The 15263-nt window shown below is 45.1% G+C and carries 13 protein-coding genes; 11 read left to right on the top strand and 2 right to left on the bottom strand.

Features of this window, described 5'->3' with window-relative positions:
• The first annotated feature begins 35 nt into the window (after positions 1-35).
• From mpl to AZI85_RS13940, 7 genes are all read left to right on the top strand, one after another.
• The gene (gene mpl / locus AZI85_RS13970; protein WP_063244637.1) at positions 36-1445 is read left to right on the top strand and encodes a UDP-N-acetylmuramate:L-alanyl-gamma-D-glutamyl-meso-diaminopimelate ligase; all 1410 of its coding nucleotides are present in this window, start codon (positions 36-38) and stop codon (positions 1443-1445) included.
• Positions 1446-1729: 284 nt separating this feature from the next.
• Positions 1730-3580: a hypothetical protein gene (locus tag AZI85_RS13965; RefSeq protein WP_253720997.1), complete on the top strand. Its 1851-nt coding sequence runs from the start codon at positions 1730-1732 to the stop codon at positions 3578-3580.
• A gap of 1 nt (position 3581) precedes the next feature.
• A complete protein-coding gene (locus AZI85_RS13960) occupies positions 3582-4247 on the top strand; it encodes a hypothetical protein (RefSeq protein WP_063244636.1) in 666 nt (221 codons plus the stop codon).
• A gap of 24 nt (positions 4248-4271) precedes the next feature.
• Complete coding sequence (locus AZI85_RS13955; RefSeq protein ID WP_063244635.1) at positions 4272-5684, top strand: hypothetical protein; 1413 nt, start codon at positions 4272-4274, stop codon at positions 5682-5684.
• Between the two features lie 46 nt (positions 5685-5730).
• Complete coding sequence (locus AZI85_RS13950) at positions 5731-6990, top strand: hypothetical protein (RefSeq protein ID WP_063244634.1); 1260 nt, start codon at positions 5731-5733, stop codon at positions 6988-6990.
• Positions 6991-7106: 116 nt separating this feature from the next.
• Positions 7107-9632, top strand: a complete 2526-nt coding sequence (gene mutS / locus AZI85_RS13945) for a DNA mismatch repair protein MutS (protein ID WP_063244633.1) — start codon at positions 7107-7109, stop codon at positions 9630-9632.
• Positions 9633-9637: 5 nt separating this feature from the next.
• Positions 9638-11950 (top strand): HD domain-containing protein, encoded by a 2313-nt coding sequence (locus AZI85_RS13940; protein WP_063244632.1) that lies wholly within the window; start codon positions 9638-9640, stop codon positions 11948-11950.
• Here the strand turns inward: AZI85_RS13940 and AZI85_RS13935 are convergent.
• Both AZI85_RS13935 and AZI85_RS13930 read right to left on the bottom strand, forming a co-directional pair.
• On the bottom strand, positions 11947-12144 hold the full coding sequence (locus AZI85_RS13935; protein WP_063207442.1) for a hypothetical protein: 198 nt from the start codon (positions 12142-12144) through the stop codon (positions 11947-11949). The two genes, AZI85_RS13940 and AZI85_RS13935, sit on opposite strands and share 4 nt — an antisense overlap.
• 93 nt (positions 12145-12237) lie before the next feature.
• Complete coding sequence (locus AZI85_RS13930; protein WP_063244631.1) at positions 12238-12501, bottom strand: hypothetical protein; 264 nt, start codon at positions 12499-12501, stop codon at positions 12238-12240.
• Positions 12502-12716: 215 nt separating this feature from the next.
• On the opposite strand from AZI85_RS13930, the gene AZI85_RS13925 reads away from it, so the two are divergent.
• Genes AZI85_RS13925 through AZI85_RS13910 form a run of 4 tightly spaced genes read left to right on the top strand, consistent with a single transcriptional unit; the run spans position 12717 to position 15255 of the window.
• Positions 12717-13187: a hypothetical protein gene (locus AZI85_RS13925; protein ID WP_063244630.1), complete on the top strand. Its 471-nt coding sequence runs from the start codon at positions 12717-12719 to the stop codon at positions 13185-13187.
• Positions 13188-13198: 11 nt separating this feature from the next.
• Complete coding sequence (locus AZI85_RS13920; protein ID WP_063244629.1) at positions 13199-14002, top strand: phosphatase domain-containing protein; 804 nt, start codon at positions 13199-13201, stop codon at positions 14000-14002.
• A 3-nt stretch (positions 14003-14005) separates the two neighbouring features.
• On the top strand, positions 14006-14818 hold the full coding sequence (locus AZI85_RS13915) for a hypothetical protein (RefSeq protein ID WP_063244628.1): 813 nt from the start codon (positions 14006-14008) through the stop codon (positions 14816-14818).
• A gap of 2 nt (positions 14819-14820) precedes the next feature.
• A complete protein-coding gene (locus tag AZI85_RS13910; protein ID WP_063244627.1) occupies positions 14821-15255 on the top strand; it encodes a SufE family protein in 435 nt (144 codons plus the stop codon).
• The last annotated feature ends 8 nt before the right edge of the window (positions 15256-15263 follow it).

The raw sequence follows: 15263 nt of genomic DNA, 5'->3' as shown, positions 1-15263 counted from the left end.
AGTGCAGCGCCATCGGCGCGGAACTGGAGTAGCAAATGAACTTAAAATCAGGCAGCCACATTCACCTTATGGGGATCTGCGGAACAGCGATGGCTTCTTTGGCGGGTCTACTAAAAGATCGCGGCTTTAAAATTACAGGCAGTGACTTAAATCCGTATCCTCCGATGTCGACACAGCTAGAAAGTCTCGGCATTAATATCATGAAGGGATATAAAGCGGAAAATCTTCATCCTCAGCCTGACTTTGTTATTGTTGGTAACGTGATTTCGGCCAGCAACGAAGAAGCTCAAGAGTTGATGAAGTTGAATATTCCTTACACCTCATTGCCGAAAGCCATGGGCGAATTCATTATCGGAGACCGTGAAAGCGTGGTGATCTCTGGGACTCACGGTAAAACAACGACGACATCCATGATGTCGTGGGTGGCAGAAAAGGCGGGCGTCAAACCAGGTTTCTTGATTGGTGGAATTCCGAAAAACTTTTCTCAATCCTTCAAAAATCCTGAGGGAAATTTCTTTGTCATTGAAGGTGACGAGTACGACACGGCTTTTTTTGATAAAGTACCGAAGTTTGTGCATTACAAACCAAAGCACGTGATTCTCACTTCTGTCGAGTTTGATCATGCCGATATTTATAAAGATTTGCAGGCGGTGAAAGATTCTTTTGCGCGCTTGATGACTTTGATTCCTGAAAACGGAACTCTTCTTGCTTGTGCAGAAGATGCGAACGTTATGGAACTTCGTAAGCTTGCAAAGTGTAAGAACTCTTTCACTTATGGTTTTGGCGAAAACGCTGATTTCCGAGCGAGAGTTCTGTTCCACAACGAAAAAGGCATCGGGTTTGAAGTTCATCACAAAGGCGAGATTTTAGGACCTTACGCTATGCAAATTACGGGGGACTACAATATTCTCAATGCAACGGCGGTCGTGGCGATGTCGAAATGCCTTGGATTTTCTGAAAATCGTATTCAGATCGCTTTGGAATCTTTTGAAGGCGTCAAGCGCCGCCAGGAGATTTTAGGTGAGCCCGGCGGAATTTTAGTTATTGAAGACTTTGCGCACCATCCGACAGCAGTGCGTGAAACGGTGAAAGGTATCCAAAAGAAATACCCCAACCGCAAAGTCTTTTCCGTATTTGAACCGCGCAGTGCCACTTCCCGTCGTAAAGTCTTCCAGAAAGATTACGTAGAGGCCTTCAAAGGTTCACATGAAGTCATGCTCGCAAAGGCTTTTGATCAGTCTAAGATCGACGAAGAAAATCGTTTTTCATCGCACGAGCTCGTTGAGGATTTGCAAAAGTCTGGCGTCACGGCGGCGGACTTTGATAGTGCTGATCAGATCGTAGCGGCTTTAAAAGCCCGCGCTAAAAAAGGCGACGTTATCCTCATCATGAGCAACGGCGGCTTTGACGGCATCTACGGAAAGTTGATGACGGCTTTAAATTAAGGATTTTCCCTCGTAAATTCTCATTCTGACTCGACTCAATTACCAGATTTCCGTGGGTGATATCCGCCCGCGGAACAGAATTTGTGCTTGATAAAATTCCCCCAAAACGTGTCACTTTGAAATTTCTCTGACGTCAGCAGCGTTTTAATTCTAGGTCGTGTGCCGACTGTTTAGAAGAACGTCAGTGTCGAACTTTTATGTAGCTGATATTACGGATTTTTTCATCAATTTACCCTCTCTAGTTTTCGTAAAAAGGACGATAATAGATTCACGGGGGATACGGTATGAAAGGTCACTATTTGCTCATTGCGGCCGTGACGGCGTTTTCTTTAAACGCTTTTGCTGCTTCAGATGCGGATATGCGAAGTGCGAAGAAGCTTTACGAACGCATGACGGGCGTTAAAGTATCTTCTAAACGAGCGGAACTGAAAGTGGTCGCGGAACATATCGCGAACGGTGATTATAAAGCTGCGGCAAGATACATCACGACAACTCCGGACTTTCTCAATGTGCAGATTAAAAACTTATCTTTACGTCTTTCCAATAAGGACGAGTCGGTTAAAGTAGGCTTCAACGATTTTTCTGCTTTGATCGTGGGTGTCGTGCGTGACAACCGTGATTTCCGTGAAGTGCTGACTTCAGATTATTACTACGACGTATCTGGTGTGGCGAATGATGACGATCCTCGCACACGTTTTTATAACCAAAATAACTTTACACCCGTTGAAACAGCTTTCTTGGATTTGACGAAGGTCTTAACTTATAAGCCACGCCAGCAGATGGTGATTACGTCGAACGACACGCCTTATATGCAGAAAGAAAAAAGCACGCCGGTTTTAACGGCGGCTAATCACCCGGATCCAGCCGGTGTATTAACGACTCGTACTTTTGCGGAAAGAAACTTGGGCGGCGGCAGTAATCGTCGCGCGGTGGAGTTTACCTTAAAGCAGTTCCTTTGCGTTTCCATGGCGGAAGCAGCGGATTCAAGTGCTTCTGATCAATATGTTGGTAAAGACGTCGAGCGCTTTCCGGCGGGAGACTATAATAAATATCTTACGAGCTGTAAGAGCTGTCACTCGGTGATGGATGGTATGCGCCCGGCTTTTGCAAAAATGGATTATGGTAACTTTACCAATTCCGCAGCGACCGGAATTTATTCAACGGTGCACGGGGATTTCTTTAACTCAAATAAAATCGCGACGAAGTATTCCGAGTATTTAACCAATGTTGTGAATCCATCAACAACGACAGTAATTCCTGATTTAGAAAAAAATCAGGAGGAATCGGACTATTATAAAGTCCGCTATAATTTTTTAATCACTCGTGGTTCGACGCCAACGCAAGCCGCAACGACAATGAATGGCATTTTAAATACGATCCGTGATCCGCAAACCGTGGTTGAGTTGATCGCTGACTATCGTGCGAAGAAACAAGCGGACTTAACGATTTTCCGCAACAACCGCAACAATGCTCAATATCAAGCTGACTACGTAAGAACGTGCTTGGCTCATTTGGGAAATACAGCATTGACGGCGAAAGTGCAGGAAGAAAGATTCTTGCAGTGTAACTTAGATTCAAAAAAAGATATGTCCGTTCTTTATGCGTATTACACGGCGATTTTAACAGCGGACAAGGTGAGTGCGACAGAAATTGCGCGCCTTCAAGGGAAACTCATAAATCGCGGTCGTCAATCCAACGTGAATTTAATGGCGCCGTATCTTCAAGCTAAAGATCAATTAAGACTTTTCCCGCGTAACGTCTTTGATTCAGAGACGGGTGTCGCGACGAAGATGAATAAAGGAACTTATGCTTACGGTTTCACCGTGAATAGTGACAACTTCGTGAATAATGCGACTTTGGGAAGCAAGTCTTCTTTCTTTGGCTGGCGCGGAGCTAACAAGACGGGCGGTCAAGGGGTGAAAGACTTCGGACGTATGATTTCGGAATCCCGTCGTTTCAGTCAGTGTATGGCTAAACGCGTGTATGAAAGTGTGTGCTTTAAAAAATTAGACACGACCCAGTACACGACTTTGGTTCGTTTGGGTGATCGCTTTGAAGCATTGAACTACAACCTTAAAAGCCTTTATCAAGATATCGCCTTGGATACAAGCTGCGGTCTCGTGAAGGAGCCTTAAGATGAACTTGAAGAAAAAAATCTCTTTAACTATTGGTATGACCTTTTCTTTCTTGTTTGTAGGAATGGCCTTTCAGAACTGCGCAGAGCAAGCAGACTTTGCAAGTTTAGAAGCGGCGATGCCAGAAGGCCACTCTGTTGATTCCACGAACTCGAAAGCAGAAAGTGCGATTGACGGTGCGCCTACGGATGCCAAACAAACTTTGGAATCAATGATGTCTCTTTTGGATTTAAAACCTAGTGATATCAATCAAACTGAGGTGAATGCCGAGATCAATTATCGTCGCAATCTTTTGGCGTCACAGAACGATATTGCGCTGGTGAATTCTCCAGCGATCATTGCCATGACATCACTTGCCGCTGTGGTTTGTAAGCAAGCGGTGAATAAAGAGAAAAAAGGCACCCGCGATATTTTCAGATTTATTGATTTCAGCAAAGGCCCTAGCTCTTACGGGAAGCTGGGTGCATTGAACACCTATATCACAATGGCCGATCGCTTCTGGATGCGCAAACCCAGCAGCGAAGAGCTGACAATGTTTTCTAAAACGATCGATGAGTACTACAGCACTCTGGATTCTGCTGCGATGGGGAAAGCAGCGGAAACCGACAAGCTCGCGATCTTTATTTGTTCAGGAATGTTATCGGTGCCTGAATCCTACTTGTTGTAGGACGCGCGGGGAATTGGGGGAGTTATGAAGAACGATAAACTTAAAAAAATTCTAGAAAACCCAAATGAGGCCTCGACAGGACTTCGACTTTCACGTCGTGAGTTGTTAGAAGCTGGAGTTCTTTCCTTTGCGGCTCGCGTGGCAGTACCGGGTGCGGTGACTTCTATTTTAACCATGGCTGAAAAAGCCGTCGCACAAACAACACCAATGATGCCTTTTGTAACTTTAAGTCTAAGTGGTGGAGCAGCTCTGCACGGAAACTTCGTCGTGAAAGATGCCGGTGGCAGTCTTTTAAAATCCTATACAAAGCTAGGTCTAGGTAAGGCAGGGTTTGGCACCGAAAAACTTATGGGGGCTGACTTTGCTTCCTCATCGCAGCTTCATAAAGGTATCAAAGCTGTGTGTTCCACAGAGGCTTTAGGAAGATCTCGTCTGGTTGCTCTGTGTACGAATACGGCTAACGATACCAACGGTCAATCAGCACTTCGCCCTTTCTATGATCTTTCAGGTCCTCTTGAAAGAGCCGGTTTGGTCGGAAAGATCCTTCCAACTGTGCATCAAGGAACAGCAAGTGAAAACATCAAGCCCGTGTTTAATGCACCGAACTCGGTTTTGGAATTGGCAAGTTTAGACTCGATGTTCGGCGCTTTGAATTATTCCAGCGTCTTGGCTGATAACGGTCTACTTTCAAAGCCTCAAAAAGAAAAACTGAGCAGTTTCATTGGCAAGATGACTCAATCCCAAGTGGCAAAACTGAATGCCAAAGACGACGGTATCAAAGTCGCTCTTCAAGAAGCAGGGATCAAGTCCGGTGATATTATTAAGGCGGGTGGCGCTGCCGGTGTTGATCCCCGTAAGGATGCATTGGCTCAAGCTGTTTATGGAATCAATGCTTCCACAGCCGCTAACAATGCCAGTGCTATCACGGCGGGTGTTGTTTTCAATGCTTTAAATGGCAACGTTTCTCACGGTCGCATCACTTTGGGTGGTTATGACTATCATTCACCCGGTTTAAGAACCGTGGCTGATCAGCGCGACTTCGCCGCCGGTCAACAAATCGGTCGCATGATTGAACTTGCTCACCGCATGAAAAAGTCATTGTTTATTTTGGTGACGACAGATGGAGCCTGCGTTTCTGAAGAATCAGAATCTTCGACAGCCATCTGGTCAAGCGATTACAGCTCTTCATTGCAGTTTATCATCGCTTATCATCCGCAAGGAAAACTGGCTTCCACGGGAAATCAGATCGGACACTACTTAAGTGATCAGAGCGTTGATACGACGACGCTTGTTGGTTCACGTCCTGATTACGTAGCGGCGACGGTGCTTGCAAATTACTTAAGTCTTAATAACAAGCTTGGAATCTTTAAGCAGCTAGCTCCGGCAACACTGCAAAACGATGACGTTGAAAAAGTTGTAAAACTCAAAGCATCTTAAAGAAGTTCGTGAGTTCGGGTTCGTTAGGGGAATGGGGAATCTGGGAATGAAAAGAACACAAGCTCTTAAAGTATTAGGGATTGTATCAGGAAGTTTTCTTCTGGTGATTGCATTTCAAAACTGCGGTCAGAACCTAGGAGAAGGTTTCGTATTAGATACAAAAGCCGTGCAACTCAACTCAGGCAGCAGTCTTCCTGTGGATGAATCTTTATCGGATGATGAATCATCTGAAGAACAGAGCACAGGTGATATCTGCGAAGATCAGCTGTATGCGAAGTTTGGTGCGGGCTACTATGTCTTTTTAAAGAATAACTGCGCGGGCTGCCACAATGGGGAGCACGAAGCGCCGGCATTTGCTTCAAAAAACTCTTTATCTTCCTATCAGGTTTTCCGCGACAAAGGTTATCAAGCGGTTTCCGCCAATGCGATCAGTGCAAATCACAATCCTCCATCAACGGGGGCTCACCACAACGGGACCATCAGCAGCTTAAAAGCGGATTGGGAAAATGCGGTGACGGCATGGGCACAGTGTAAAGGAAGTGATGTAGAAGATAAGTCCGTTGTGACTGGAAATAAGGCCGATGCGAATATTGTGAATAAAAAATCAGATACGACTTATTGGTCTAAACTTTCTTGGAATATGAACACCGCCGCCGATATGCCAACGAATGCTGCAAAATTTCCTTTAACGATTTCTGTAGAAGTCCAGGTCGCGAAGGTGGGTACTACTGAAGTTGGATATGCGATTAAAAATCCAACGATGGGAATTGCTTCCGGAAGTGCAAAATATCGAGTGAAAGGTTTGTTCTTTTACGTCAATAACGTTCTTAACGATGCCGCCACTGTCTATCGAGGCATTGATGCGGTTATCTGCCCGAATGTTTCTTTAAATCTAGCACCGGTTGGAAATGCGCAGCTGATCGTTTTAGCTTCCCGTAAAACAACTGACAAATTTGCCTTGCAGTTTAGCTCTATTGAAAAAGTCGATGCTTCGACGAAGTGTGGAACGGGCTCTGATGTGACCGTGCCTGTAGATACGACACCGGAAAAAGTCACTTTTGCTCAGCTGATTTCAAGCGACGTCAACTTGGGAGTTTTCCGCAGTCAGTGTTTCTCGTGCCATCAAGGAGCTAGCAGTCAGGGTGGCTTAGATTTAAGCAGTTATTCCCAGTCGAAATCCAAGGCCGCAAAAATCCTTCTAAGGATTAACGACGCCAACGCGCCCATGCCACGAGAGGGCTTGATGTCATCTAAAATGCGGGCCATCGTCGAAAAATGGGTGAATACGAACACTCCAGAGAAATAGCTAACGCGCCGCACTCTTTATGAGTGCGGTTTTCGTTTTTAAAGCCCTATTTTCCCTCACGGATGCGATGCGTTTTTGAGTGAATTGCTGCCCCGCCTTCGTTAACTTTTTGGGCTATGTCAAATCTTACTCCGCTCATGAAACAGTTCTGGGACATCAAGTCCGTTCACCAAGATAAAATTCTTCTATTCCGCATGGGAGACTTCTTTGAGATGTTCTTCGATGATGCTGTGAAAGCAGCGCCGGTCTTGGGAATCGCGCTAACACAAAGAAATAAAAAATCGGCTGATGAAACTCCGATGTGCGGAGTGCCTCATCATTCTATCGCCGGTCCGATCAATAAACTTTTAGCGGCAGGCTTCAAGGTTGCGATCTGTGATCAGTTGGAAGATCCCAAGATGGCAAAAGGTATCGTCAAAAGAGGTGTCACGCGAGTCCTGACTCCGGGCATGGTTTATGACTCTGATACTTTGGACGGAACCAAGCCTCACTACCTTGTGAGTTTGGATAACGAGTCTATCAGCTTCTTAGATACGACAACCGGCGAAGCTTTTTTCTTTAGATCGCAAAAAACAACAGAGCTTTTGCGTTTCTTACAAATTCTTCCGGTAGCTGAGATTGTGATTTCTAAAGACGACGAGGCCTTGCTGAAAGGTCTTGATGGCGTTCTTATTAGCTTCCATGAAGATGTCGCAGAGGCTCTTCATGATTTATTAAAAAACAGCGCACCTTTGTCGGCGGCTCGTCTGGTTTCTTATGTCACGCAGCTTTCAGGTGAAGAGTCTATCAAGACGCTTTCGCCGTTTGTGGAAAGAGATCTTGAGCACCGTCTTGAAATTTCTGGAACAGTTCTTCGTCACTTGGAAGTTTTTTCGACTTACAAAGGTGAAGGTCTGGGAAGTCTTTTTCACGCCATCAACCGCACGCAAACGTCTGCGGGAAGTCGTCTTCTTCGTCAGTGGTTGAGTTTCCCGTTGCGCGATACAAAGGCCATTGAACAACGTCTTACCTCTGTGGAGTTCTGGCGCAGTCACGTTCTAGAGTTAAAACGGGTTCGTCAAATCCTGGGACAAATGGGGGATATTGAAAGACGTCTTGGAAAAATCTCGCAACCCCAATGCAACGGTCGAGATCTTTTAGCTTTGGCAGGAAGTGTTCACGCCGGTATCAGCGCGCTTGAAGTTTTAGTGCATGCTTCCGGGGGGACGGCGAACTTTGAACCTTTGCGTGATCTTGCTTACAAGATTGAGCGCACGTTGGTTGAAGATCCACCTTTAGCAACAAAGCAAGGTTATTTGATTCGTCAGGGTGTTTCTGCGGAGCTGGATGAGTTGATTGAACTTTCGACTCATTCGCAAGCTTTGGTGGCGCGCATGGAAGCGGAAGAAAAAGAAAAGACCGGTATTTCCAGTCTTAAAATCCGCTATAACAATGTTTTCGGTTATTATATCGAAATCACGAATACACACAAAGACAAGGCGCCAGCGCACTATCAAAGAAAACAAACTTTGACCAATGCGGAACGCTACTGCACCGACGAGCTTGTTGAACTAGAAAGAAAAGTTCTGAGTGCCAATACGAAGCGCGCTGATCTGGAATTTGAATTTTTTGAAGCCTTAAGAAAAGAGATTCTGGCGCAATGCCCGGCTTTACTGACGCTGGCTCATGAATGTAGCGAGGTCGACGTGGTTTCAGGCTTGGCATGGCTGAGTTTGGAAGAAAAATACGTACGTCCTCAATTCACGACAGATGGTTCGTTAAAATTAAGAGCCAGCCGTCACCCGGTGGTTGAGCAAACCGTGAAAAAGAACTTCGTTGCTAACGACATCGAACTTCGCCCTCACTCTTGCCTGTTATTAACGGGCCCGAATATGGCTGGTAAATCGACGTTGATGAGACAAGTGGCTTTGATCGCTATTATGGCGCAAATGGGTTCTTTCGTCCCGGCAGATGAAGTTTCGATCCCGGTCTTTGATGCGATCTTCACGCGTATTGGTGCCAGCGACCAGTTGTCAGAAGGTCTTTCTACATTCATGGTGGAGATGACAGAAACTTCCGCGATGCTAAAAAATGCGACGAAAGATTCTTTGGTGATCCTAGATGAAGTTGGTCGTGGTACAAGCACGTTTGATGGCATGTGCTTGGCGCAGTCGATTCTTGAACACTTATTGAGTGAAACAAAAGCTCTGACTTTCTTTGCGACTCACTACCATGAGCTGACGTCGTTAGATCAAAGTTTTGGTCAGATCACAAACGCTCACATGACGGTGGCCGAACGAAACGGTGAAATCCGTTTCCTTCACACGTTGGTGAAAGGCCCGGCATTAAAATCTTACGGGGTGCAAGTGGCAGAATTAGCAGGACTTCCTGCTTCTGTGACAAAAAGAGCCAAAGGTCTTTTGCGTGATATTGAATCAAAACGTGTTCAAGCTTCCAGTCAGCTTTCACTTTTAGATCAATTGCATAGTGATACTCCAGCGATGGACGTAGATCCAATCACGACATTTACTTTACCTGAAGAAATCAAAAGCTTGATGGCGGAAGTGGAAAAATACCCGTTGATGCAGATGAGTCCACTGGATGCCATGAACCAGATCGCGAAGTGGAAAGAAATCGTCGCTCGTAACGGACAGGAAGTGTAGCCACGATGGCAACAAGATCTTTTTTGTCTTCAACTCAGTGGGAGCAAGCGCAAGAGGTTTTAACACCACCACTTATGACACCTGACGGAGATGTTCGTCAGGTGTTTTGCTTTTCAGCCGAAAACTTTTCGGGTTGGCTGTCGGCGCGCCTGGAAGAGATTTTTAAAAGCTCCCCCGAGTGGGAAAAGTGTCATCCCATTATTTTAGGATCTTGGGCCCGGGGTGAATTAAGTCCCAAATCGGATATCGATGTTCTTTTCTGTGGCGATGAAGAAAAAGTAAAACTCTTCGTCGATAAGGCCAATGAGCAAGGCCTTAAGCTTCGCTATCGCATGCCTCATAATCCTTCGGATTGGACTGAAAACGTCGAGGCCTTTGATATTCTCGCTTTATTAAAAGCTCGTCCCTGGACCCCTGAAGGCGCCCAAAAACTTTTTGAACAGCAAAAAAAGATCTGGTCGAAAAAGAACTACTATCGCCGGATTCTTTTAAAGGCCGTCAAAGAAGAAAGAAAAAATCGCGCAAAGCGCTTTGATTCCATCACAAATTATCTCGAGCCTAATCTTAAATTTGGTCCCGGCGGACTTCGCGATCTTGAACAAGGTTTGCAGATTTACGAGCTCTTCGCCGAAAAGTTCACGCACCCTGGACATGCACTGAATGTTCTTCATTACTATCGCAATTATTTTTTAAATATTCGTCAGAAGCTGCACCTGGAAGGTCATGGCGATATTCTTTCCAATGCAGTACAGTTTGATCTTGCGAAATGGATGGGATTTAAAACGCATAAAGATTTTATGCGTGATTTACAGCGCGGTCTATCGCGCGTGCATTTTTATTCAGACTGGATTGTGGAAGTTGCCGAGTCTTCAGAGAAAGAACTAAAAAAACTAGAGCGATTCGAATTTAAAAAGTTCGAGGATCTTTCGCTTGCGTTACATAAGAACTCTAGCGTTTTAGTGCAGAAAAAAGTGCGTGAAAACTTGGACAGTCTTTTACCCGATGCCAAAGTGAAGTCCTTGGCGAAACGACGTGGGCAAGTTCTAGAATCTATTCTTGATATTAAAGCGACAGATGAGTTTTTGGTAAGTATTTTTCGCTCGCGTTTGATTGATAAGCTCGTGCCTGAAATCCGCCGCTTAGTGGGTTATGTTCAGCACGATCAGTATCATCGTTTTACAGCCGACTCTCATATCATGCAGGCGTGCCGTGAAGTAAAACGTATCTATAAAAAATCATCTCAGCTAGGACCATTAAAGTCTTTGCACCAAAAACTCACGAAAGAGGACTGGCGCATTCTTTCTTGGAGCTGTCTGTATCATGATTTAGCAAAAGGCCTTGAAAGTGGAGACCACCATTCGGATCTTGGCGTGACCATCGTTGAACGAGATTTTAAGTCTTATGGTTTCTCAAAGTTGTTCACGGATGAAGTGAAGTGGATGGTGAAAAATCATCTGGAAATTTCTCAGGCTGCTTTTAGAAAAAATCCGAAAGACCCCAAAGTGTGGCAGGATTTGCGGGACAAGGGGGTTGAGGGAGCAAGGCTTTATCGTCTGGCTTTATTCACCGCCATCGATATTCGTGCAACGAACCCAGAGGCCTGGAACGAATGGAAGGCCAAACTGTTGCGCGATTTAGTCGTCAGCCTGGAATCTAAAAAAGCGCAAGACTACTTCGATTTTCAAACTCTGCGTTTGCGTAAGAAGTTGCAACTATCTTCAGAAGTGATCGAGGAATTGGGCCCTGTTTTATTAGACAGTCTGGCTATTAAAGACCTCGTCAACGATCTTAAAAAAGCAGAACACGCTGAAGGCTCTTTGGCGCCTTTGGTTTACAAAACGCGCAAAGGGGAAGTGTGGATACGCTTCCACGAGAAAAAAGACCGTAAAGGGCTTTTAAGTGATTATGTGGGGCAATTGTATTCCCTGGGCTTGGGCATTCGCCATGCCTCGATTCATACGCTTTCTAAAGTGGGCGTGTATGACTGGTTTCAAGTATCGACAACTCGAAACATTCAACAGCTGACAAAGATTTTAGAAAACACGCAAGTGCAGTCGAAGAATATTCCGGCCGTGAAGTTTGAGTCGATTCAACTTGTTAGTGCGGATGAAAAAGAATGGGTGATCAGCTTTAAAGGACCAGATCAGTCAGGGCTCTTGGCCTCAGCGGCGAAGTCTTTAAGTGAATTGGGTGTCAGTATTAAGAGTGCCCGTGTTCATACTTGGGGCCGTCAGGTCGACGATATCTTTACCGTGAAGTCTTTAGGAAGCGAGCCTCAAGAGCTGATCGCGAACTTGAGGCAGAAGTATCAGCTTTAGTTGCTGTTTTTCTTTTTAGTCGCACCGGTGATGCCGGTGTGATTACGCCAATTGTACTGTGGATCTGTCTTTGTACGATTGTGCCAAGCTTCCCATTTCTTTTTAGGAAGTTTGTGTGAAACATTTCCTTTTTCGTCGAAGATATCAGGATCTTTACCAAATAAAAAATCGCCGATGGCTTTTAGAACTCCCATTAAAACCGCTCCTTAGATAAGGCTCTAATATAAGCGAGGAGCGGCCAGAAGGGAAAGACGGAATCGAAGAACTTATGCTGCTTGTCAAAAGTCTTAAGAGCGTGGGTTTGCGCAAACGTCGATGATATCTAGTCCGCGTTCTTCAGCGACTGGGCCACGACCTCTATAGAAATTAAAGCACTGTTGAGCCGCTTGTTCATAAGCGTCCTCATAGCTGGCAGCTGCGCGTTTGATCTCGAGCGACTGGCCCGCCAATTTGTACTTAAAGACATATTCTTTTGAAGGAGCTTCAGAGCTTTTCCAAGCAAACGAAGTGCAAGAGAAAGCCAAGATTGCGATAGTTAGAAGCGTTTTCATAAGTCCCTCCTGTTTAAGGATTTCCGTCTTGCCTTGTAGAAGAGCAAGCGATGGGCCACGGTATAGCATGGCGCCCCATGATGAGACGGTATAAGTGTTGAATATTACAATGGAATATAGTCTCATTTTGGGAGTTCTAGATAGGGCGTCTTCTGGGCCTGACAGTGACAGTCTGAGGAAGGCGAATGAATAAACTTTAGACAAGGGATGTGTCGATGAGAATTCTTCTATTTTTGATTTTGAGCTTTGGCGTTTCTAGTTCATGGGCCGTGACCAGCGGTCGATATCTAGGCATGCAGATGATCATCAATATCGCGTCAAACAGTGTTGATGGAACGGTGGATGGCACCCCTCAAGAGCTTTACTTGGCGATGGATCGTCCTGAACAGGATTCTATGTTGGGGCGTGGAAAATCCCTAGAGGCTCCCAAAAAAGTTCTGAATTTCATTTGTGCTAAAAAAGCGGAAAACAATTACCACTGTGCGATCTACATTCATAAATCCAATGTCGCGCGTATTGGTCCGGGGAAGGCTCGCTTTGAAGTTCGCGGCGCTGAAGCCAAGGCCTTGTTTGAACAGTTTCACTCTGAAAATGGACTTTTTGCTTTCAAAGATGAGGCTCAGACTTTTGCGATTCATGCCACACCGGAGCGCTTCGTGATGTGGTTTGACGAGCAAGGTATTTAAGAGGAAGACGCATGAAAAACTTTATCGCATTTCTGATATTCATTGTTTCTTTATCCTCTCAAGCTCAGACCCTGTTCGTGAGCGACGTGGATGACACGATCAAGTTAGCGAATGTGAAGGACCTCAGTGAAGCCGCTCGCTATGCCTTTGACGATAAAAGCCGTTTCTTAGGGATGAATGCTCTTTATCACCAGATTGTAAAAGAGAACTCTGACATTCAAGTGGTTTATCTTTCGAAAGCGCCGGAATGGTTTATGGGGCGCACACACCGCAATTTCCTCAAAAACGGGAACTATCCGGCTGGAACCTATATTGGAAAAACCGAATATGATAGCGATGTTCATAAAATCACGAACTTGCGCAAGCTCATGGAAGAACACCGTCCTCGCAAAGTGATTCTTATTGGCGATAACGGCGAACAAGACGCTGATATTTATGCGCAACTGGCTCAAGAGTACGCAAATCAGGGCATTGAGTTTCACCAATTCATTCGTATCGTTTATAACCGCAATTCCTTTGTAGAGTGGGGCGCAGCTCTGCACAATGGCCAGACAGGCTTTGTAACTCCTTTAGAGATTTCTTTTGAGCTGGAAAAAGCCAGAATCTTGAGTTATTCCGCTGTTGAAACTTTGGTTAAGACCCTGGTCCCTGATTTCGTCTATGCAAGCAGCTATGCGGCAGAGGGTGATGTGGCTTTTCCTTATTTCGTGAATTGCCAAACCTTCGTATGGAAGTGGGACGACAGTCTGCAAAGGTTTGATACAATGAAGCAGTTAAAGCTTAAATTGACCGACCGCTGTCGCCTGAAAATGTAAAGAATGTTATTAAAGTACCAATTGCCACGAGTCTATGAAAGTCTCTTACCCCGAGAGATTCTGGAGTTTTCTCCCGAAGAAAATAAAGCGACCTGCGACTCGTGTGCGATGTCTCGTCCCCGCCATAAAGGCAAAGTTCATTATCGCGAGGATTTAAAGTGCTGCACCTTTCATCCGTTCCTCGCAAATTTCATGATCGGAGCATTGTTGAAAGAAGAGTCTTCAACAGAAGCTCATCGCATTTTCCGAGATAAAATCGCTCGTCGCGAATACGCTCTGCCGATTGGGATGGTAGCGCCTGTAAAATACCAGGTTGAGTTTAATAACCGCACGGAAGGGGAGTTCGGTCAGCGCGAAGACTGGCTTTGCCCTTACTACAACAAAGAAAAACAAAACTGCAATGTGTGGCGCAATCGCGGTGTTGTTTGTACGACCTTCTTCTGCAAAAGCTCTTACGGAAAACCTGGAATTAAGTTCTGGGAAAAAATGAGCAACTATCTTTGGTATGTGGAGCTCGCGCTTTTAGAAGAAGCTTTGGTGATGTTAGATTTTTCGCCTCGTCAAATCATGGATCTTTTAGACTATCACAATCGCTACGATGGAACGGCCGCTGAAAAAAAATCCTGGGTGCTTCCAGAGGCCAAGGCCAAAGATCTGTGGAACGGGTATTACGATGATCAAGAAGGTTTCTATAAGAAATGCCACGATGTCGTGATGAATATGAACAAGAAGTCCTTTCACGAACTTATTGGTGAGCAAGGACAGATGCTGGAAGAAGATATTTTCACTCTCTTGCCGAAATTGAAAGTGGTTTAGTTATGAACATCCAAGAAAGACAACAAAAAGTAATCCAAGATTTTTCAGCGATGAATCAGTGGGAAGACCGCTATAAAAAAATCATCGAAATGGGAAAAGCGCTTCCTGAAATGCCAGAGAATTTGAAAACAGAGCAAAACGCTGTGAAAGGCTGCCAGTCGCAAGTCTGGCTCTCTGCAAATTTAAATGATCAAGGCCAAATACAACTTCAAGGCGATAGTGATGCTTTGATTGTGAAGGGTTTGGTTGGACTTTTGTTGTATGTTTACTCCGGCGCAACTCCCAGTGAGATTTTATCGACACCTCCCGAGTTTTTGAAAGCTTTGGGCTTCGAAGGAAACCTTTCTCCTAGCCGCGCCAATGGTCTGCATTCTATGCTTAAGCAAATCAAACTTTACGCAACGGCATTTGATTATCTTCTGAAAACCAAAAAATAAAGTTTGTC

Source organism: Bdellovibrio bacteriovorus (assembly GCF_001592755.1).
Lineage (GTDB): Bacteria > Bdellovibrionota > Bdellovibrionia > Bdellovibrionales > Bdellovibrionaceae > Bdellovibrio > Bdellovibrio bacteriovorus_E.
The sequence above is the reverse complement of the archived record's forward strand: the minus strand, read 5'-3'. Positions and strand labels throughout refer to the sequence as shown.